The 19315-nt window shown below is 70.7% G+C and carries 21 protein-coding genes and 1 pseudogene; 13 read left to right on the top strand and 9 right to left on the bottom strand.

Annotation, left to right across the window (positions count from 1 at the left end; genetic code table 11):
- The first annotated feature begins 26 nt into the window (after positions 1-26).
- Positions 27-854 (top strand): hypothetical protein, encoded by an 828-nt coding sequence (locus OG407_RS44490; protein ID WP_405866412.1) that lies wholly within the window; start codon positions 27-29, stop codon positions 852-854.
- Positions 855-861: 7 nt separating this feature from the next.
- On the opposite strand, the gene OG407_RS44495 is transcribed toward OG407_RS44490, so the two are convergent.
- Together OG407_RS44495 and OG407_RS44500 are read right to left on the bottom strand one after the other, a co-directional pair.
- On the bottom strand, positions 862-1425 hold the full coding sequence (locus tag OG407_RS44495; protein ID WP_405866414.1) for a TetR/AcrR family transcriptional regulator: 564 nt from the start codon (positions 1423-1425) through the stop codon (positions 862-864).
- A complete protein-coding gene (locus OG407_RS44500; RefSeq protein WP_318020587.1) occupies positions 1422-1784 on the bottom strand; it encodes a DUF1304 domain-containing protein in 363 nt (120 codons plus the stop codon). Before OG407_RS44500 ends, OG407_RS44495 begins: the two co-directional genes overlap by 4 nt.
- Positions 1785-2043: 259 nt before the next feature.
- Between OG407_RS44500 and OG407_RS44505 the strand changes: the two genes are divergently transcribed.
- Genes OG407_RS44505 through OG407_RS44525 form a run of 5 tightly spaced genes read left to right on the top strand, consistent with a single transcriptional unit; the run spans position 2044 to position 6376 of the window.
- Positions 2044-3762 (top strand): ATP-binding protein, encoded by a 1719-nt coding sequence (locus OG407_RS44505; RefSeq protein ID WP_405866416.1) that lies wholly within the window; start codon positions 2044-2046, stop codon positions 3760-3762.
- Positions 3759-4169 (top strand): roadblock/LC7 domain-containing protein, encoded by a 411-nt coding sequence (locus OG407_RS44510; protein ID WP_019057749.1) that lies wholly within the window; start codon positions 3759-3761, stop codon positions 4167-4169. Before OG407_RS44505 ends, OG407_RS44510 begins: the two co-directional genes overlap by 4 nt.
- The gene (locus OG407_RS44515; RefSeq protein ID WP_403586764.1) at positions 4166-4537 is read left to right on the top strand and encodes a DUF742 domain-containing protein; all 372 of its coding nucleotides are present in this window, start codon (positions 4166-4168) and stop codon (positions 4535-4537) included. The genes OG407_RS44510 and OG407_RS44515 overlap by 4 nt, the downstream gene beginning before the upstream one ends.
- Positions 4518-5126 (top strand): GTP-binding protein, encoded by a 609-nt coding sequence (locus OG407_RS44520; protein ID WP_403586767.1) that lies wholly within the window; start codon positions 4518-4520, stop codon positions 5124-5126. Before OG407_RS44515 ends, OG407_RS44520 begins: the two co-directional genes overlap by 20 nt.
- Complete coding sequence (locus OG407_RS44525; RefSeq protein ID WP_405866419.1) at positions 5123-6376, top strand: cytochrome P450; 1254 nt, start codon at positions 5123-5125, stop codon at positions 6374-6376. Before OG407_RS44520 ends, OG407_RS44525 begins: the two co-directional genes overlap by 4 nt.
- 131 nt (positions 6377-6507) lie before the next feature.
- On the opposite strand, the gene OG407_RS44530 is transcribed toward OG407_RS44525, so the two are convergent.
- The 3 genes from OG407_RS44530 to OG407_RS44540 all read right to left on the bottom strand — a co-directional run bounded on the left by OG407_RS44530 (position 6508) and on the right by OG407_RS44540 (position 10845).
- Entirely contained in the window at positions 6508-7521 is a 1014-nt protein-coding gene (locus tag OG407_RS44530; protein ID WP_405866421.1) for a terpene synthase family protein, read from the bottom strand.
- A gap of 182 nt (positions 7522-7703) precedes the next feature.
- A complete protein-coding gene (locus OG407_RS44535) occupies positions 7704-9335 on the bottom strand; it encodes an amidohydrolase (protein ID WP_405866423.1) in 1632 nt (543 codons plus the stop codon).
- A 19-nt stretch (positions 9336-9354) separates the two neighbouring features.
- The gene (locus tag OG407_RS44540; protein ID WP_405866425.1) at positions 9355-10845 is read right to left on the bottom strand and encodes an APC family permease; all 1491 of its coding nucleotides are present in this window, start codon (positions 10843-10845) and stop codon (positions 9355-9357) included.
- 133 nt (positions 10846-10978) lie between these two features.
- On the opposite strand from OG407_RS44540, the gene OG407_RS44545 reads away from it, so the two are divergent.
- A complete protein-coding gene (locus OG407_RS44545; protein ID WP_328675821.1) occupies positions 10979-11698 on the top strand; it encodes a TetR/AcrR family transcriptional regulator in 720 nt (239 codons plus the stop codon).
- Positions 11699-11714: 16 nt separating this feature from the next.
- Positions 11715-12179 carry a pyridoxamine 5'-phosphate oxidase family protein gene (locus OG407_RS44550; RefSeq protein WP_405866427.1) on the top strand — a complete coding sequence of 155 codons (465 nt, stop codon included), beginning with the start codon at positions 11715-11717 and terminating at the stop codon, positions 12177-12179.
- A gap of 30 nt (positions 12180-12209) precedes the next feature.
- On the opposite strand, the gene OG407_RS44555 is transcribed toward OG407_RS44550, so the two are convergent.
- The gene (locus OG407_RS44555) at positions 12210-13649 is read right to left on the bottom strand and encodes an FG-GAP repeat domain-containing protein (RefSeq protein WP_405866429.1); all 1440 of its coding nucleotides are present in this window, start codon (positions 13647-13649) and stop codon (positions 12210-12212) included.
- Positions 13650-13817: 168 nt separating this feature from the next.
- On the opposite strand from OG407_RS44555, the gene OG407_RS44560 reads away from it, so the two are divergent.
- A complete protein-coding gene (locus OG407_RS44560) occupies positions 13818-14210 on the top strand; it encodes a VOC family protein (protein ID WP_405866431.1) in 393 nt (130 codons plus the stop codon).
- A gap of 63 nt (positions 14211-14273) precedes the next feature.
- On the opposite strand, the gene OG407_RS44565 is transcribed toward OG407_RS44560, so the two are convergent.
- Positions 14274-14576, bottom strand: coding sequence for a DUF4235 domain-containing protein (locus OG407_RS44565; protein WP_405866433.1), 303 nt, complete (start codon positions 14574-14576; stop codon positions 14274-14276).
- Positions 14577-14694: 118 nt separating this feature from the next.
- On the opposite strand from OG407_RS44565, the gene OG407_RS44570 reads away from it, so the two are divergent.
- Positions 14695-15666 (top strand): cation diffusion facilitator family transporter, encoded by a 972-nt coding sequence (locus tag OG407_RS44570; protein ID WP_405866435.1) that lies wholly within the window; start codon positions 14695-14697, stop codon positions 15664-15666.
- 92 nt (positions 15667-15758) lie between these two features.
- Here the strand turns inward: OG407_RS44570 and OG407_RS44575 are convergent, their stop codons facing one another.
- Positions 15759-16208 (bottom strand): nitroreductase family deazaflavin-dependent oxidoreductase, encoded by a 450-nt coding sequence (locus OG407_RS44575; protein ID WP_405866437.1) that lies wholly within the window; start codon positions 16206-16208, stop codon positions 15759-15761.
- A 138-nt stretch (positions 16209-16346) separates the two neighbouring features.
- Here OG407_RS44575 and OG407_RS44580 point away from each other — a divergent pair.
- The 3 genes and pseudogenes from OG407_RS44580 (at position 16347) to OG407_RS44590 (ending at position 18241) form a co-directional block, all read left to right on the top strand.
- A pseudogene (locus tag OG407_RS44580) lies at positions 16347-16638 on the top strand (nuclear transport factor 2 family protein).
- Between the two features lie 162 nt (positions 16639-16800).
- Positions 16801-18024 (top strand): cytochrome P450, encoded by a 1224-nt coding sequence (locus OG407_RS44585; RefSeq protein ID WP_405866439.1) that lies wholly within the window; start codon positions 16801-16803, stop codon positions 18022-18024.
- Positions 18025-18037: 13 nt separating this feature from the next.
- Positions 18038-18241 carry a ferredoxin gene (locus OG407_RS44590; protein ID WP_405866441.1) on the top strand — a complete coding sequence of 68 codons (204 nt, stop codon included), beginning with the start codon at positions 18038-18040 and terminating at the stop codon, positions 18239-18241.
- A gap of 158 nt (positions 18242-18399) precedes the next feature.
- Here the strand turns inward: OG407_RS44590 and OG407_RS44595 are convergent, their stop codons facing one another.
- Positions 18400-19278: a sigma-70 family RNA polymerase sigma factor gene (locus tag OG407_RS44595; RefSeq protein ID WP_405866443.1), complete on the bottom strand. Its 879-nt coding sequence runs from the start codon at positions 19276-19278 to the stop codon at positions 18400-18402.
- Positions 19279-19315: the final 37 nt, after the last annotated feature.

Below are 19315 nucleotides of genomic sequence, written 5' to 3' on the forward strand. Positions count from 1 at the left end.
AGGAACACGACATGAGGGGGCAGGGCATGCGCAGAGGACTCGCGGGGGTCGCCGTACTGGTCGCCGTGACGGCGGTGGGATGCGGCACGGAGAACGGCAAGGACGCCGTGGTCGCGGGTACACCGCCGGCCACGCCCTACGCCGGACCGCTGTACGTACCGGCCACCGGCTCCGACAGGTCGGGTGCCGCGGGCCGGGCGCTGGAGTGCGACGGCGCGAAGTACGAGGGCGGGGGCGCCGACGCGTGGAGCAAGGGCGACGGCGGCACGACCCCCGAGGGCGGCCTGCGGGCGTACTTCGACATGGAGCAGCCGGACGTGCCGCGCACCGGCTACCGCGTCGAGCGCAGGGCGGACGGCCGCGTCCTGTTCTCCTACGACGTCGACGGCCGCACGAAGGTGGCCGTCGTCGTCGCCAAGGACCGTAAGAACAGGCCGGGTTGGGGCCCGGAGACCAGCGCCTCATGCGACCCGGCCGAACTCCCGGAGAGTTTCACCAAGGCGCACGGATACGAGATCTGGACCGGCAAGGACGGGAAGCGGGTGCCGACCACGGTCGTGAGCAGTTCGGTCGGCGCCGCGCACTGCGACTGGCAGAAGGCGCACTTCCTGCAGACCGGCGAAGGCGAGAAGAGCAGGCTGTACGCCCGCGATCCGGACAAGGTGCTCCCGCCCGGGATGCTCACCGCCCCCTACGACGGTGACGTACGGATGCCCGCGACCGCCCGTGACACCGGATACCGCTACCAGGACCGGCAGTTGTGGCTCACGCCCGACGCGTCGAAGGCCTACGTCCGCACGCCCGACGGCGTGGAGGCGTGGCCGTCGGTGAAGGACGGCCAGGCCTGTCAGTGAGCCCTCGTCACCGGCTCGTGTGCAGCGCGACCAGCAACTGCCATACCTGGTCGGCGATTTCCTCGGCCGTGCCCTCCAACAGCCCGTGCAGCCAGTCCGCGAGGACTCCACCGAAGGTCCCGGCGACTGCCGAGGCGACCAGCGGGGCGTCCGCCGCGCCCGCGAGTTCGCGCTCGCGGAGGCTGTAGGCGCGCAGGTCCCGGTGCAGGACCCGGCCGAGCGGGCCGCCGCCGCCCGGGCTCAACAGGGCCCGGTACAGCGGCGCGTGGGGGAGCAGCCCGGCGAAGAACTCCGGCAGCGCGGGCGGCGCGTGCACCGGATCGGGCCGGCCGCGCCACGCATGGAGTGCCTCCACGGCCTCCCGTACGACGTCCGCGCAGGCGTCGACGGCAAGCGCTTCCAGGCCGTCGTAGTGGACGTAGAAGGTGGCCCGGCCGACCCCGGCGCGGCGGGCCAGGGCGGCGACGCCGACCTCCTCCAGGGGGTGTTCGGCGCACTCGTCGAGGAGGGCCTGGCGCAGCCGTGCCCGGGTGCGGGCGGTCCGCCGGTCCTCGGGCTCGGCGCGGCTCACCGGGCGATCAGGACGGCGGCCAGGGCCACCGCGCCGGGCAGCGCCTGGGCGAACAGGATGCGCCGGTTCGCCGTCACCGTGCCGTAGACGCCCGCGATCACGACGCAGCTCAGGAAGAACACCTGGGCGCGGAAGCCGGTCGGGTCGGCGGCGATCAGGCCCCAGACGAGACCCGCGGCGAGGAAGCCGTTGTACAGCCCCTGGTTGGCGGCGAGCGGTGCGGTGGCTCTGGCCATCTCGGGGTCGAAGCCGTGCAGGCCGCGCCCCGGCTTCTTCTCCCACAGGAACATTTCCAGCACCAGGATGTACAGGTGCAGCGCGGCCACCAGTCCGACCAGCACGTTCGCGAGCGTTTCCATGATCGATCGACTCCTCGTCAACTTGGACAGGTGTCTACTATAGCTGGACACATGTCCATGTTCAGACTTGTCGGAGCGTGACGGAACCCTCACTTCCGCACCACCTCGATGTTGATCTTTTACGGTTCAAACCCGATAAGCTCCCCAGCGGCGCAGCGAGTTGACGTGATCGTGACCGGTCGGCCCGTGGTGCGTCCTCCTGAGTGCGGTCTGTCCTCGCACACCCCCCTGTTCGTTCGTGTCGCTTCGAAGGATGCAGATGGAACTCGCCACTCCGCCGCCGGCGGCGCGGGCACCTGTCGCCTGGTACAGCTGGTGGCTGATGCCGCTGGCTTTAGGGGGTGGGACCGTCGCCGCCACGTTCATGAGCCCGGAGCGCATGGCAGCGACCGCGGCCGGAGCGGCGGCCACGGTGGCCAGTGCCGTGTGTGTACGACTGCTCGTCCGAAGCCGAGCTCAACTGCGCCGTTCCGAAAGCGGTTTCCGCACCGCGCAGGCCGAGCACTCCCAGCAGTGGCAGCAGCATGTGGCGGGCCTGGAGCGGAAGTTCAGCGCCGATCGCGCCACCCTGGAGGCGCAGCTGACCGAGCACTCCGGTGTCTACGAGACCCGGCTCGCCGACAGCTCCGGCGCCTACGAATCCCAACTCGCCGAGCAGGCAAGGGTGTTCGAGGAGCGGCTGATCCAGCAGGCCGCGTCCTACGAGGCGCAGCTCGCCGACCGGGCCGAGGTCTGGCAGGAGCAGCTGGCCCACCAGCTCGCCGCCGTGGCCCGCCTCGCCGACGAGCAACTCCCCGAGGCGCTCAAGCAGTTGCGCGCCGGTGACGCCATCGACGACCTGCTGCCGGCCGCGAGCCAGTGCGCGAAGGTCAGCGCCGAACTCCAGGCCGAACTGCGCAAGGTGCTGCGGATCTCGCTCATCGGCGTCGAGGAGGAGTTCAACCGCTCCACCGCCGCCGAGCAGGCCGTCATCAGCATCGGCAACCGCATCCACGTACTGACCAGCAAACTCCGCGGCCGACTGCACGAACTGCAGGGCGAGCACGGGCGGTTGCCCGCCGTCGCCGGCGGTCTGATGGAGCTGGACCAGGAGATCGGCCCCGCCGACTGTCTCGCCGCGAGCGTCGGCGTGCTCGGCGGCTCGGACCGGCCCGGCCGGCAGTGGCAGGAACCGCAGCGCCTGCTCAGCGTGGTGCGCGGCGGCATCGGCCGCATCAAGGACTTCCACCGCGTCGACGTACGCCAGCTGCCCGAACTCGGCGTCGACGGCGGTCTGGTGGACCACCTCACGCTGATCTTCGCCCACCTCCTGGACAACGCGGCCCGCTACTCGCCGCCCACCGAGCCGGTCATCGTCTCCGGCAAGGAGGTGCCGAACGGCGTCGGCATCGAGATCCAGGACTCCGGCAAGGGCCTGAGCGAGGAGTCCAAGCGCGAGGCCGAGCACGCCCTCGCCGGCACCCTCGCGGGCCCCGGACTCGGCGGAGTCTCCGAGGACGCCAGCATCGGCCTGCGGGTCGTCGGCACCCTCGCCCGCCGCTACGGCATCCGCGTCACCTTCGCGGACTCGCCCTGGCTCGGCACCTCCGTGGTCGTCGTGGTCCCGCACAAGTACTTCAGCCGGCTGCCCGCGTCCGCCGTCACCGGCACCCCCTCCTTCCAGGCCGCCGCGACGGCCGCGACCGCGGCGGCGAGCCGTGGCAGCGCCGACGCGGAGACCCCGGCGGAGAGCGTCGAGGCCGAGGACACCACACCCGGCGGGCTGCCCAGGCGCCGTAGCAGGCGTGGCGAGACGGCGCGGCCCCAACCGGCCGGGCGGACCGGGGAGATGGCCGTCTCCTCCGTACCGCCCGACGCCTCCTTCACCGGCCTGGCGGCCTTCGCCGCGGCCGGACGGGAGGCACCGGAGGAGGAACCGGCGTCCGCAGGCCGCGAGTTCACCGAGCACAGCACTGAAGAGAGCGACGAGTCCACATGACGCAACAGGGAACCGACGTGAGCTGGGCGCTCCGCGATCTGGTGGAGAGCATCCCGGAGATCCGCTTCGCCCTCGTGGCCTCCAGCGACGGCAAGGCGATCACCTCCTTCGGCGCGGAGGACCCCGACGACGTGGACCGCTTCGCGGCCGTGGTGGCCGGCCTGCAGGCGCTGGCCCAGCCGGTCGCCGAGCAATTCCCCAAGTACGCGGGGCAGTTGCGGCTGGCGATGATCGAGGTCGACGGCGGCCATCTCTTCGTCGTCCGCGCCGGTGTGGAGACGTACCTCGGCGTACTGGCCCGGGAGGGCCTCGACCAGGGCCTGCTCGGACACCAGATGCGGGACCTGGCCCGCAGGATGGGTGAACTCCTCGGCACCACCGCGCGCCTGGAGGAGCACTCTGGATGAGTGCTCCCCGCCGGCCAATTGACCCCTCCGGTCTGGAGCGTTATTACGTCCTCACCGGAGGGCGCAGCGGACCGGGCGGTTCGGCGTCGAGCCTCGACGTGGCGACCCTCATCGTCTCCCGCGCCACGCCCGTACCGGGCATGCAGCACGAGCACGAGGAGATCCTCCGGCGCTGCCGCGAGCCGCTGTCGGTGGCCGAACTCGGCGCTCACCTCGGACTGCCCTTCAATATTCTCGCGGTGCTGCTGGCGGATCTGCTGGAGGCAGACCGCGTCGAAGCCCGTGACCCCATCCCGGCGCACGGCGCCGGTCGCGGGCCCGACCTCGCGCTCCTTGAGGAGGTACTCAGTGGACTTCAAAGGCTTTGACCATCCCGGCTCCTTGGGCGGTGACGGTACCCGCTCGGTGAAGGTGATGATCGCCGGCGGGTTCGGCACCGGGAAGACCACGATGGTCCGCTCGGTCAGTGACATCAAGCCGCTCACCACCGAGGAGACCCTCACCCAGGCGAGCGCCGGCGTCGACCACCTCATCGGGGTGACCGACAAGACCGAGACCACCGTCAGCCTCGACTTCGGCAAGATCCGCCTCAACGACGAACTGGTCCTCTACCTGTTCGGTACCCCGGGCCAGGAACGGTTCTGGTTCCTGTGGAACGGCCTGTTCAAGGGCGCCCTCGGCGCGGTGGTCCTCGTCGACACCCGCCGCCTCGCCTCCAGCTTCCGGGCGATCGAGGAGATGGAGCGGCAGGACGTCCCGTTCGTCATCGCGCTGAACATCTTCCCCGACTCCCCGGAACATCCGGTCGACGAGATCCGGGACGCCCTCGACATCTCCCCGGACATCCCCGTCGTGGCCTTCGACGCCCGCGACCGCCACTCCAGCCGTGACGTACTGGTCGCGCTGATACGCCACTTGAAGGAACGCTCGGCCGTCGTCGCACTGGAGTCCCGATGACCGACCAGACGTTAAACGGCCCCGACGCTCCGAGGGGCTGCCCTGTCGCCCACGGCCCGGGTGACGACCTCACCCGGCTGTACGGGCCGGACGCGGCGACCGATCCGCGCGGCATCTACGAGCGGCTGCGCGAGCAACACGGTTCTGTGGCACCGGTGTTGCTCGAAGGGGACGTGCCGGCCTGGCTGGTGCTCGGGTACCGCGACAACCGGCGGGTGCTGGACAGCCCCCGGCAGTTCTCCCGGGACGCGCGGATCTGGCGGGACTGGCGGGAGGGGCGGGTCGCGGACACCTCGCCGATCATGCCGATGGTGGGGTGGCGGCCGGACTGTGTCTCGCAGGACGGCGAACCGCACCGTCGGCTGCGGGGCGCGGTGACCGACGGGCTGCTGGCCGCGGCCGGGCGGGGTGTCCGGCGGCACGCGACTTACTTCGCCAACAAGCAGATTGACGCGTTCGCGGATGCCGGTCGGGCCGATCTGGTGGCGGACTACGCCGAGTATCTGCCGATGCTTGTGCTGACCCGGATCCTGGGGCTTCCCGCGGGGGACGGGGACCGGCTCGTCGAGTCCAGTGCGCAGGTTCTCAAGGGCGGGGAGGACGCCCTGCTGCACAACGACCGCATCATCGAGATCCTGGGTGAACTCGCCGAGCGGAAACGGGCCGAGCCGGGTTCTGACTTCACCACCGCGCTGATCGAGCATCCGGCTGGGCTCGATGCGGAAGAGGTCGTCATGCATTTGCGGCTTGTGCTGATCGCCGCGCACACCACTACCAGCAACTTGTTGGCTCGGGTGTTGCAGCGGATCCTGACGGATGCGTCTCGGCTGTCCGGGCTGGTCAGTGGGCAGTTGACCGTCTCGGCTGTTGTCGAGGAAGTCATGTGGGACACCCCGCCGCTTGCGGTTCTGCCGGGGCGGTTCGCTACGGCGGATCTTGAGCTCGGGGGGCATCGGATCGAGGAGGGGGATCTGCTCGTTCTTGGGCTCACTGCGGGGAATGTCGATCCGGAGGTACGGCCTGATGCGGGGGTGTCCGTGCAGGGCAATCAGTCGCATCTGGCGTTCAGTTCGGGGCCGCACGAGTGTCCGGGGCAGAGTATTGGGCAGGCGATTCTTGAGGTGGGGGTTGATGTGTTGCTGCATCGGCTGCCGGGGTTGCGGTTGGGGGTGGCTGTGGAGGAGCTGACTTCTACGGCGTCCACGTGGGAGTCTCGATTGGATCGGCTGCCGGTTGAGTTCGCGGTTTGAGTCGGTAGTTTTTTGTCTGCGGGCGCGTTGGGGCTGGTCGCGCCCACGCGGCGGAGCCGCAAATCGATACAGCCCCGCGCCCCTAGAGACGGGCGAGCTGCCCAGCCCTTGGCCGGGCAGCTCGCCCCGTCTCACACTGCCAGCAGGTCGTCCACCGATCCCTTCACCGCTGGGCCTGCCTTCGCTGCCGTGTAGCGGCCCGAGACCAGGGCCCACTCGTAGTTGCCGTTGATCCAGTGCTGGATGGCCTCAACGCCCTGCTGTACTCGGGCGCGTTCCTCCTCGTTCAGGTTCAACTCGGCGCACATCTGGGGGACTTGGGACTCCAGGTCGAGGTACTCGGTGAGGCGGGCGGTTGTCATGCGGTAGGCCTCTTCGGCTGCCGCTTCCCAGGACAGGCCGCGGTCGCGGTGGAGTACGGCGATCAGGTTGTGGCCGTCGCCTCGGCGGCGTTCGCGTTCGAAGGAGTGGACGTCGTTCATGAAGCCGATGGTGTCGGCGGCGAGGTCACGCATGCGTTCCATCAGCGGGTGGGCCTGCACCTGGGCCGGGACCTCGAAGCCCCGGCTGCGTTCGCCGGCGTCGATGCTGTGGTGGATGCCGACCGTGCGGCGCCGGAACTCCGTGTACTCGTCGAGGTCCAGCGTGCCCGCGATGCCCCGGGCCGCCAGGTCGACCTCCTCGCAGTGCGCCACCAGGAACCGGCCCCAGGACGCCGCGAACCGGGTCCGCCAGGTCAGGGACATGCCATCCGAAAGGTGGTCCCACACCTGGGCCCAGGCCACGGTGATCGGGCAGACCACCCGGGGCCTGCTGCCCGCCGGACGCAGCGGCGTGACGATCAACTCCCGTGCCACTTCGAGTATTCGGTCGGCGCGGTCCGGTTGGCTCGCGTCGAACTGGTCGTCGAAGAGGAACGCCAGCGAGAACCAGTTCATCAGGACGACCATGTCCGCGGCCGACGCGTGCGGATAGGTGCGGGCCGCGGCCTGCGGGAGGTCCCACGACCGGTACTCCTCGAACCCGGCCTGGCTGCGGACCAGGCCCATGTCCCAGATCCAGCGCAGATGGCGGGCCCGGGCGTACTCCAGATGGTCGCTGACGGGGGTGTCGAAGGGGAGGTCGAAGGTGACGTCCTGAGGCATGCGCTTTCCTTTCGGGAGACGGAACACGGGGTCCCCCCACTGCGAGCGGGCGGTCCGTTCGACCGCCCGCGCCCTCGAACTGCGCTTCGTGGTACGAAAGTTGGACCTGGAAGCGGCGGTTACGAAGCTGCCCAGAGCCTAGATGATCTACACCGCGCCCCGATCGTGATCCCCGTTACTGTTCATGCCTCCTGAGCTGCGTACACTCCCGTTCCTCCGACATAAGTAAGCGCTACCTGCGTCTCCCCGATCTCCTCCGGCGGAGCGGCGAACGGATCACGGTCCAGGACCACCAGATCCGCCAACGCCCCCGCCGTGATGCGGCCGGTCTCGTCCAGATGGTTCGCGTATGCCGAACCCGCCGTGTACGCCGTGACGGCCGCCGCGAGGTCGAGGCGCTCGCCCGGCAGGAACACCGGTCCCGTGCCTCCGGGTTCGACCCGGTTGACCGCGACATGGATGCCCTGGAGCGGGTCGGGACTGCTCACCGGCCAGTCGCTGCCCGCCGCGAGCGTGGCCCCGGACCGCAGCAGTGCCCCGAACGGGTACTGCCACAAGGCCCGTTGGGGTCCGAGGAACGGAATTGTCAGCTCGTCCATCTGCGGTTCGTGCGCCGCCCACAGCGGCTGGATGTTCGCCACCGCGCCGAGGCGTACGAACCGCGCCACGTCGTCCGGGTGCACCACCTGAAGGTGCGCGAGATGCGGTCGGGTGTCACTCGGCCCGTTCGCGGCCCGCGCCGCCTCTACGGCGTCCAGCGCGTCCCGTACGGCCCGGTCGCCCAGTGCGTGGAAGTGGCACTGGAAGCCGAGCGCGTCCAACTCGGTGACGTACTTGGGCAGTTGCTCCGGGTCGATGAAGCTGGTGCCCCGATTGGCCGTCGCGCAGCCGCACTTGTCGAGGTACGGGTCGAGCAGGGCGGCCGTGCCGGTCTCGGCGACCCCGTCCAGCATCAGCTTCACGCTGCTCGCACTGAAACGGCCGTGGCTCAACGCGGCCCGGCGCTCCACGAGTTCGGGGAGCTGCTCGGCCCCGCGCTCCCGGTCCCACCACAGCGCGCCGACGACCCGCGCGGTGAGCGAACCCTCCCGGGCGGCGGCGAGATACGCGTCCGAGGGATCGTCCATCCCCAGGAACTCCCCGACCAGCGCGTCCTGCCAGGCCGTGATGCCGAGCGCGTGCAGATGCCGCTGGGCGTGCAGCAGTGCGGCCAGCCGGTCGGCCTGCGTTGCCGGTGGCGTGAGGCGACCGACCAGCTGCATCGCGCCCTCCTGGAGTGTCCCGGCCGGTTCGCCGGACGCGTCCCGCTCGATGCGGCCGTCCGCCGGGTCGGGCATGTCCCTTGTGATGCCTGCGAGTTGGAGGGCCCGGCTGTTGACCCAGGCGCCGTGATGGTCGCGGTTGGGCAGGTACACCGGCCGGTCCGGTACGACCGAGTCCAGCAGCTCCTTCGTCGGCGTACCTCCCTCGAACGCCTCCATCGACCACCCGCCCCCGGTGATCCACTCCCGCTCGGGATGCGCGTCGGCGTAGGCCCGCACGGCGGCGATCGTGTCCTCCGCCGTCTTGGCCCCCGTCAGATCGCACTGGGTCAGCTCAAGGCCCGCCGGCACCGGATGCACATGCGCGTCCTGGAACCCGGGCAGCAGCAACCGCCCGGCCAGGTCGACGACTTGGGTGCGCGGCCCGGCGAGATCGTGCACCTCGGCATGGCCCACGGCGGTGATCCGGTCGCCGGTGACGGCCACGGCGGTCGCGGTGCGGCCCTCGGGGGTGAGGACGGGGCCGTTGGTGAAGAGGAGGTCTGCGTGCATGGTTCGTATCCTTGCGGGGTTAGCGGGAGGTGGCGAGGAGCTGCGGCGCGTCGGCGTCGGTGCCTCGGCCGGAGTGGAAGTACGGCGATCTGCGCACCCACTTCGCCCACGCGGCGGCCAGGAAGCCGGACGCGATCATCGCCAGCGGGGTGAGCAGCAGGAACCAGCCGTTGTCCGCGCTGACTTCGAGGTGATCGGTGGAGGTGTAGAAGGACCAGCAGAGGTAACCGCCCAGTGCCAGAAGGGAGATGGCGCTCAGCGTGGGCAGGACGACCGCGCGCACGCCCTGCCGCCAGTCCTCCCGGAGGAGAGCGCGGAAGCGGACTGCGGCGGCCAGGGCGGTCAGGGCGTAGGAGAGCGCCACGACGATTCCCACGGCGTTCACCGTCGCCATGATCATGTCGGCCAGGCGGGGTATCACCAGTGCCAGTGCCGCGACCGCCGTTGCCAGCGCGCCGATCAGCAGGGTGCCGAGGGCCGGTGTGCCGTAGCGGGCGCTGACCTTGCCCCAGACCGGGCCGAGGGTACGGTCGCGGCTCATCGCGAACATGCCTCGGGCGGTGGGGATGACGCCCGCCTGGAGCGAGGCGACCGCCGAGAACATCAGGGCGACCAGGGGGAGTGCGGCCAGCGGTTGGGAGGCGAGGCGGTCGCCGAAGTAGGCCAGGCCCTGGGCGCCGTGGCCCGCCAACTCGTCCTCGGACAGCACCCGTTGGAAGGCGATCGAGCCGAGCAGGAACAGACCCAGCATCGTCACCAGGGTGATGAGCCCGGCCCGGGACGCGTCGCGTGGGTCGCGTACCTCCTCGTTCACGGTGAACGCGGCTTCGAAGCCCCAGTAGCAGAACACCGACAGCAGCAGGCCCTGCGCGAGCGCCGACGCCGAGGGGATCGCGAACGGGTCGAACCAGCTCAGGCTGAAGGCGTGCGGGCCGGTGACGATGCCGTATGCGCAGAAGCCGAGCAGGACGACGTACTCGAAGATCAGCAGTCCGGTCTGGAGGCGGGCGGCGGTGCGGACGCCGGTCACGGCGGTGAGGGTGACGGCGACGAGGATCACGATGCCTACGGAGGTCGTCTGTGCCGTCGAGCCCGGGTCGAGGGTGAGGCCGCCCGCCTCGTGGATTCCGGCCTCCCCGGCGAGCTGGATCATGGCCGAGCCGGTGACCGCCGTGGTGTAGGCGAGGAACGCGATCGTCGCGACGATGTTCACCCAGCCGACCAGGAAGCCCAGCCACGGAGTGAGTGAACGGCCCACCCACACATAGCCGTTGCCCGCGTTCGGCTCGACCTTGTTCAGCCGGGAGTAGGCGCCGGCGATGCCCAGGATCGGCAGGAACGCGAGCAGCATGATGGCCGGCAGATGCAGCCCGACCACCCCGGCGGTCACGCCCAGACCGATGCCGATGCTGGTGGTCGCGGCCGTGCTGGACGCGGCGATGGCGACGCCGTCCAGCAGACCGAGGGACTTGCGCAGTGCGGGCCCCGACGGGGGTGGCGTGTCGATCATGGCGTGCTCTCCGCTCGCACCGGGGGGCCTGAACGGCCCCGGTGAACGCACATGAAACTGCCCGCGCACTTAACAGGTCAACGGTGTTGTCGTAAGGTGCGAGCACCCGGACGGACCATCGAGGAGGTGCCGTATGAGCGAGCGTGTCGTCCCGGCCGCCGCCCGGCAGCGCAGGCGCCCCACCAAGCAGGGCGTCGTCCTGTCCGAGGAACTGATCGTCGAGACCGCCTTGAGACTGATCGAGGAGCACGGGGCCGACGCCCTGTCCGTGCGCCGGCTCGGGCGTGCCCTCGGTGCCGATCCAAGCTCCCTGTACCGCTATTTCCGGCACACCGACGAGCTGATGCTCGCCGTCGCGGACGAACTGATCGGCCGGACGCTGCGCACCTGGCGGCCCAGCGGGGACTGGCGGGCCGACCTGCGGGAACTGGGGCTGCGTGTGCACGCGGGGGCGCTCGCGCACCCGAGGGCGGCGGTGCTGAGTTCGTACCGGGTGACCGGGCGGGTGTACGAGATCCAGGCCGTGGAGGCGATCCTCGGGGTGCTGCGCGGGGCCGGGTTCCCGGACGTGGAGGCAGTGCGGATCTACCACGCCTATGTCGACCAGGCCCTCGCCTTCGGTGCCCTCGACTCCGCGAACACGGCGTTGCCGAAGCCGGCCCGCGAGGCGGAGGCGGCCGTATGGCAGGCGACGTACGCGCGGCTGCCCGCCGACACGTACCCGCACATCGCGGCGACGGCCCGGCATCTTGTCGCCACCATGCGGCACAGTTCCTATCCGGCCGCCCTGGATCTGCTGCTGAGTGCGGCGGCGGCACGCCTCGCCGAGATCCGCGCGGCGGCGGAGGGCTGAGCGGCAGACTGGGGCCATGACTCAAGAGCCCGCACGCACCGCGAAGCAGCGCAGGCAGGACACGCTCCGTCGGCTTGAGCACGACGAGGACGCCTGGGTCGCCACGGCGGGCGAGGACGGGGGAGCGCCCTACCTCGTTCCGCTGTCGTTCGTGTGGGACGGCACGACCCTGCTGTTCGCGACCCCGGCCGCGAGCCCCACCGGCCGCAACCTTGTCACCACCGGTGTCGCCCGGCTCGCCGTCGGGCCGACCCGGGACGTCGTCCTGATCGAGGGCACGGTGGTGACGCTGACGCCGGCCGAACTGCCTGAGGAGGACGCCGAGATCTTCGCCTCGAAGACCGGCTTCGACCCGCGCCAACTCACCACGCCCTACCTGTACTTCAGGATCCGCCCGGAGCGCGTGCAGGCCTGGCGGGAGGCCAACGAGCTGAAGGGACGGGACCTGATGCGCGACGGGGAGTGGCTGGTGGCCGGCTGAGCACGCTCCCCATGAGGCGCGCCGGGCTGCCTACGAGGAGCGCGGGGCGAACGCCGTCGTCGTGAACGTGGTCCTGTTCGCGGTCGTCGTGCCGTCGGTGAGCCACCAGCGCGTGGGGAGCTCGCCGTAGGTGCCGAACTTCGTGTCCGCGCCCCAGTCCAGGACCAGTTCGTCCTTGCCGTCACCGTCGAAGTCGGCGGCCCCCGCGGGCCGGGCGTGCCGCCACTTCGCCGGGATCTTCCTGCCGTCCTCCGCGGCGGGCCCGTCGCGCAGGACCGTGGTCCGCCGGGTGCCGTCGATGAGCGTCGCGCCCTCGTACGTGGCGACGAGGATGCCGTCACGGCCGTCGCCGTCCGGGTCGGCGGACACGTAACCGCCGGGCCCGTACTGGGTGCGCGCGGACTTCGGCGCCTCGGGGAGCCGGTACGTCACCGGTGTGCCCCCGTCGCCGGGATACACGGCGAGCGAACCGTCGATGTCGGCCGGCTCCGTCTCGTAGCCGGGCTCGTCGTTACGGCTGCCGTCGTCGCCCACGGCCACATCTCGCTGCCCGTCACCGTCGAAGTCGCCGAACGCGTGGGCGTTGCCACTCCTCAACTGCCGTCCGGTGGAGGACAGTTGGGATCCTCGGTGGGCGGTGTAGAGCGTGTTGCCGGACTGCTCGCCGTCGCTCACCGCGTGCATCAGGAGCGAGGTCGCGCGGGGCGTGCCCGACGGGGCGACGGCATCGGCGGTGAGGTCGCCGTCCGACCAGGGGAGGCTCGTGTCGGTGCGGGCGGGTGCGCCCGAGCGCGTGAAGGGGCCGTACATCACCACCATCGACGAGTGGTTGTACGCGAACCCGGCGAGGTCGTGGTGCCCGTCCCCGTCGAAGTCGCCGCGCACCACGGACTGGACGCCCAACTTCGCCGCGCTCCGCGGGAGTTGGACGGGAGTGGCGGAGGTCTTCGCCGTCGGTCCGGCGGGGCCGCCCCACGTTATGTACGGGAGGGTGCGCGGGGCGGTGATGTTGTTGTCGGATGTCATCGCGCCCTGGACGGTGGTGACGAAGTCCGGGAAGCCGTCGCCGTCCAGATCGGCGGTGGTGAGGTCGGCCGCGGACAACGAGTCCTTCTGGGCGAGGAGTTGCCTGCCGGGTTCGGGCAGGCCCAGGTCGGTGCGGCCGTAGACCGTGCGCTTCGACGGATCGATGCCCTTGGCCGATCCGTAGACCACACCGACCCGTTCGTCGGTGGCGCCCTCGCCGCCGCCGACGACGATCGGCACCACGAGGTCGCGGTGACCGTCGCCGTTGATGTCGTCGGGGTCCTTGGAACCCTTGCCCGGAGCGGGAGTTCGGCTCGCCGCGGCCGTCGCCGGCTCTCCCGGGGGCGGCGACGATTCGCGGGCGCCGGTGCCGCTGCCGCATCCGCTGAGCGGAGCGAGCGCGGTGCAGACGGCGAGGGCCACTACGGCGATACGAGGCTTCACCCGTCTCACCCTCGCATCCCGTGTCCCACCCGAACCAGGGGAGCCGTGCGGTTGTTGCACGTTCGTTGATCGACGCCGGTCGGCGGCATCAACTCACGGAACGGGGATATCCGTTGGGGGCGAGGCAACCGGACTCGACCCTTGCCCGCCCCAGTCTTCGGAGGACACATGGCATTGGTCAACGCTAGCTTCGTGGTGCTCGACGCGGTCGAGCCGGAGAAACTCGCCGTGTTCTACACGGAGTTGCTGGACGGCGAGCAGACCGACATCACCCTCGACCAGGTGGAGATCAGGGGTGCCGACGGGACCCGGCTGGCGTTCCGCCGGGACCTCAGCGCCACCCCGCCGAGCTGGCCCCGCGCCGAGAACAACCAACAGGTCCACCTGGACTTCCTGGTGGAGGACATGGACGAGGCCGAGCGCAGGATCGTCGGACTCGGCGGCCGGCCGCTGGAGACCAAGGACATGCCGGGCCCGTACGAGGAGCGCGTGTACGCGGACCCGGCCGGCCACTCCTTCACACTGCGCCCGGTACCGCCGACGGCCGCCGGCCAGGGCTGAGGCGATACCGGGAAGGCCCGGTTCCCAAGGGTCCTGTTCCCGAGGGGGCTGTTCCCAACTGCCTTACTCCCGGCCGCCCTTGTCCTTCGCCGGCCAGATTCCGGTCGAGCGCTCGATGGCCTTCGCGCCGGTGCGGTCCGCCGCGCTGCGCGCCACCGCGAAGAGGGCGCCCTGGAGCGCGGCGGCGAGCAGGATCTCGGCCCAGCCGCGGTCCCGGTCCAGCGGGTCGGGGGCGTTGTCCTCGTGCCGTACCGCCTTCCACGTGGCGCGGAAGGCACGGCCGGCGAGGGCGCCGGTCACCAGGCCCAGGACGAGGCCGACGGGCTGGTAGACGAGGGGGAGTTTCTTCTTCTTGATCTTGGCCACGCTGATCTCCTTCTGCGGACGAACGGGCGGGTCGGCACGCTCGGCACCCCGACGGTGTCATCGAAAGCGGTCCTCCGGTAGAGGGTGTGAGCAGCACCTTCAGGGGCAGTCGGGGTAGATGAGCGACACAGCTGCCGACCACGCGTCCGACCGCAAGACCCGCGTCACGGTCCTCGTCGCGCTCGCCGCCAACCTGGTGATCGCCGCCGCCAAGGCCGTCGGTGGTCTGGTCGCGGGTTCGCCGGCGCTGCTCTCGGAGGCCGCGCACTCGGTGGCCGACAGCCTCAACGAGGTCTTCCTCCTCGCGGCCCTGCGCCGCAGCCGCCGACCCGCCGACCAGCGGCACCCCTTCGGCTACGGCAAGGAGCGGTTCTTCTGGTCGCTGCTCGCGGCCGTCGGGATCTTCGTCATGGGCGCCTGCTTCTCCGTGTTCCAGGGGATCGAGGCCCTGCGCAACGGCGCCGAGGAGACGTCCACCGGCTATGCGGTGGGCCTGATCGTGCTCGCCGTCGCCCTGGTCGTGGAGGGGATCTCCCTGCTGCGGGCCCTGCACCAGGTGCGCGCCCAGGGCGGTGGCATGGACGCGCTGCGCGATCCCGCGCTGCGGACGGTCGTGGCGGAGGACGGCACGGCCGTGGTCGGCGTGACCCTCGCCATCATCGGCATGACGCTGCACATGATCACCGGGCAGGTGGCGTGGGAGGCGTCCGCGTCGATCGCGATCGGAGTGCTGCTCGGCTACGTCGCCTACCGCCTCGGCCGCGATGCCCGCGACCAGCTCATCGGCGAGGCCGTCGACCCCGAACTGAGCGACAGGATCCGCTCGTTGCTGGCGGCGGAGCCCGAGATCGACAGCGTGGAGGCACTGTTCACGATGCGGATGGGGCTCGACTCGACGATGGTCGCCGCCCGGATCGACCTGGTCCCCGGGATGGACAGCGAGCGGGTCGAGGAGGTCTCCGTGCGCATCAAGCGCTCGCTCGGCGAGGCGGTGTCCGAGGCCGGGGAGATCTTCCTGGACATCACCGACCGGCCGGTCGAGGAGGCACGGAAAAGCCCCGCCGCGACGGGGGAGCGCGGCGGGGCCTGAACGTCGGATTCCCGACGGTCACCGGTTCATGCGCCCCGGAAACAAGAAATTCTCTCCGGGCCGGTCAGTCCCCGGGACTCGGCTTCCGGTGGTCAGTTCCCGGCGGCCGGTTCGAGGACGAACACGGGGATCTGCCGGTCCGTCTTCGTCTGGTACTCGGCATAGGGGGGATACGCGGCGACCGCCCGCTCCCACCACTCGGCCTTCTCGTCGCCGGTGACCTCGCGGGCCGTCAGGTCCCACTTCTGCGGACCGTCCTGCAACTCGACGTGCGGATCGGCCTGCACGTTGAAGTACCACACCGGATGCGTGGGCGCGCCGCCCTGCGAGGCGACGACGGCGTAGACCCCGTCGTTCTCGACCCGCATCAGCGGGGTCTTGCGGATCTTCCCGCTCTTGGCGCCCACCGTCGTCAGCAGGATGACGGGCAGACCGGTGTCCGCCAACGTTGTCCCCTTGGTGCCGCCGGAGCTCTCGTACAGCTCGACCTGGTCGCGTACCCACTGCGACGGGCTGGGTTCGTACTCGCCCTCAAGAGGCATGTCATTCGTCCCATCTCGCGTTCTACGGCTGTCTGGCACCGAGATTCAACACCAGCCGGTGCGTGATTCATCCATACCGCGACTCTCTTCGGCCACGCCCCCTCCACCGGGTGACGACCTGGGAGGTAATCGCACCGGATCGGCCTCTCCGGGCCCGAGCGCATCGCCGAGTTGTACGTCGAGCACGTCGACCGGAGGCTCGACTGGCCGGAGGACGAGCACGGCAGCCCCGCCACCCGGTGGATCCGGTGTGCTCGGCGAGATCCGGCTGACCGTCAGGCCCACCGGGCGGTCGTATCGCGCCAGGTTCGCCCTTCGTCTCACCGTCCGGGGCGGGCTGATCGTCCGTCATCACGTGTACGAGGAAAGCCTCGCCGTGTTCCTGGCCTTCGCCCCGGCGGACGGCGGGACTCCGGTCGCGGGCGGGTGACGTCGGACGGTCCCGCGACCGTGATCGTCGGGCCGGCCGGGGCCATCAGGTTCGGCCAGATTGTAGGCACCACCGATCTGGCCGAACTTGAGGTGGCCCCATAGGTGCCTCGGGCATCTAATGAAGATCGGCAAGACGCACTCTTCGTCTGCGAGGTCTTCCATGACGGATCTGACGGAACTGACGGATCGGACCGACCAGCCCGAACCCGTCTCCTTCCCGCAGGACCGCACCTGCCCCTACCACCCGCCCGCCGGCTACGACCCCCTCCGCAGCGCCCGCCCCCTGACCCGCGTCACGCTCTACGACGGCCGCCCGGCATGGCTCGTCACCGGGCACGCCGCCGCCCGCGCGCTGCTGGCCGACCAGCGGCTGTCCTCCGACCGAAGTCAGCCCGATTTCCCCGCGACCAACGAACGGTTCGCGTCGGTACGGAACCGCAAGGTCGCCCTGCTCGGCGAGAACGACCCCAAGCACCGCACCCAGCGGCGGATGATGATCCCCGCCTTCACCGTCAAGCGCGCCACGGCGATGCGCCCCGACATCCAGCGGATCGTCGACGAACGGCTCGACGCGATGATCGCCCAGGGCCCGACCGCCGACCTGGTGCCCGCGTTCGCGCTGCCCGTTCCCTCGATGGTGATCTGCGCGCTGCTCGGCGTCCCGTACGCCGACCACGAGTTCTTCGAGGCCCAGTCCCGGCGCCTGCTGCGCGGTCCGAAGGCGGAGGACAGCCAGGACGCCCGCGATCAACTGGAGGCGTATCTGGGCGAGTTGATCGACCGCAAGCAGTTGAGTCCGGGCGAGGGAGTGCTGGACGACCTCGTCCGGGACCAGCTGAGCCAAGGGGCGCTGGACCGCGAGGAGTTGATCTCCCTCGCGATTATCCTCCTCGTCGCGGGCCACGAGACGACCGCCAACATGATCTCCCTCGGCACCTATACGCTGCTGCTCCACCCCGAGCACCTCGCCGAACTCCGGGACGATCCGGGGCTGATGCCCGACGCGGTCGAGGAACTGATGCGGTCGCTGTCCATCGTGGACGGGCTGATGCGGCAGGCCCTTGAGGACATCGAGGTGGACGGCACGACGATCCGGGCCGGCGAGGGCGTGATCTTCTCGGCCGCGGTCATCAACCGCGACGAGGACATCTACACCGCCCCGGACACCCTGGACTGGCACCGGCCCACCCGCCATCACGTCTCGTTCGGCTTCGGCATCCACCAGTGCCTCGGTCAGAACCTCGCCCGCGCCGAACTGGAGATCGCCCTGCGCAGCCTCTTCGACCGGCTGCCCACGCTGCGCCTGGCCGTCCCCGCGGAGGAGATCCCCTTCAAACCCGGCGACACGATCCAGGGGATGCTGGAACTCCCCGTGACCTGGTAAGAGGCTGCGCTCCATGCACACGGAAATCCACATCGACAAGGACATCTGCATCGGGGCGGGCCAGTGCGCCCTGGCTGCCCCGAGTGTCTTCACCCAGGACGACGACGGCTACAGCACGGTGCTGCCGGGCAAGGAGGACACCGACGACCCGATGCTCAGGGAGGCGGCACGGGCCTGCCCGGTGAGCGCGATCACGGTGTCGGACACGGTGGGCTGAACGGGCGGCTCGGTAGGGGGGGCGGGCTGCTGGGCGACCGGGTTCCTGAGTGCGATGGCGGGCGGGCTGGGCCGAGCGGTTCCTGAGGAGGCGGTGACCGGCCCGCCGAGCCGAGCCACCCCCTCCTGCGGGAGCCGATCCCCGTCAGTCCGTCCTCCTCAACCCACCACCCCAAGCACCCCGACCTCGACTCCCCGCAACCCCTCCCGCCCCGCGACCACCTCGTACCCGGCAACCCGCCCACCCTCGACCCGCACCCGGAGCGCGAGCAGCAACCGTCCCCCCGGCGCGACGACAATGCCCGCGTCCCCGTCGACGAGGGCGACGGTCGCGTACCGCGTCCGGTGTCGCAGCAGTACCGTCCCCTCCGCGACCGCCCGGGCGCCGCGCAACTCGGCCGCCACGCCCGGCGGCAACACGGCGGGGTCGGCGCGGCGGACGACATCGGGGGCGAGTACGTCGAGGAGCGCGCCGAGGTCACCGCCCCGCGCGGCGGACAGGAACGCCTCGACGACCTCCCGGTGCCGGTCGAGTTCGGCGCCCGGCACCACCGGCGTGCCCCGCACCTTGTGCCGGGCCCGGCTGGCGAGCTTCTTCGCGGCGGGCAGGGACCGGTCCAAGACCGCCGCGACGCGGTCGAAAGGCACCGCGAACAAGTCGTGCAGCACGAACGCGACCCGCTCCGCCGGACCCAGCGTGTCCAGCACCACCAGCAGCGCGATCCCCACCGAGTCGGCGAGGACGGCCTCGTCCTCGGGCAGCTCGTCGGCGCTCGGCTCCGGCAGGTCGTCGCCGTAGGGATCCTCCCGTCGGGACGCGCGCGAGCGCAGCATGTCCAGGCAGACGCGGGAGACGACCGTCGTCAGCCAGGCGGTGAGGTTGTCGATGCCGTCGTCGCCCGTACGGCTGAGCCGCAGCCAGGCCTCCTGTACCGCGTCGTCCGCCTCGCCGAGCGAACCCAGCATCCGGTACGCGACCGCCCGCAGCTGCCCGCGCCGCTCCTCGAACCGCTCCGCCAACTCGTCGTGCCCCCGCATGGGTCACCTTTCCTCGTCGTGGTCCGTCACCAGTCCG

Source organism: Streptomyces sp. NBC_01515 (genome assembly GCF_045040345.1).
Classification (GTDB): Bacteria; Actinomycetota; Actinomycetes; order Streptomycetales; family Streptomycetaceae; genus Streptomyces.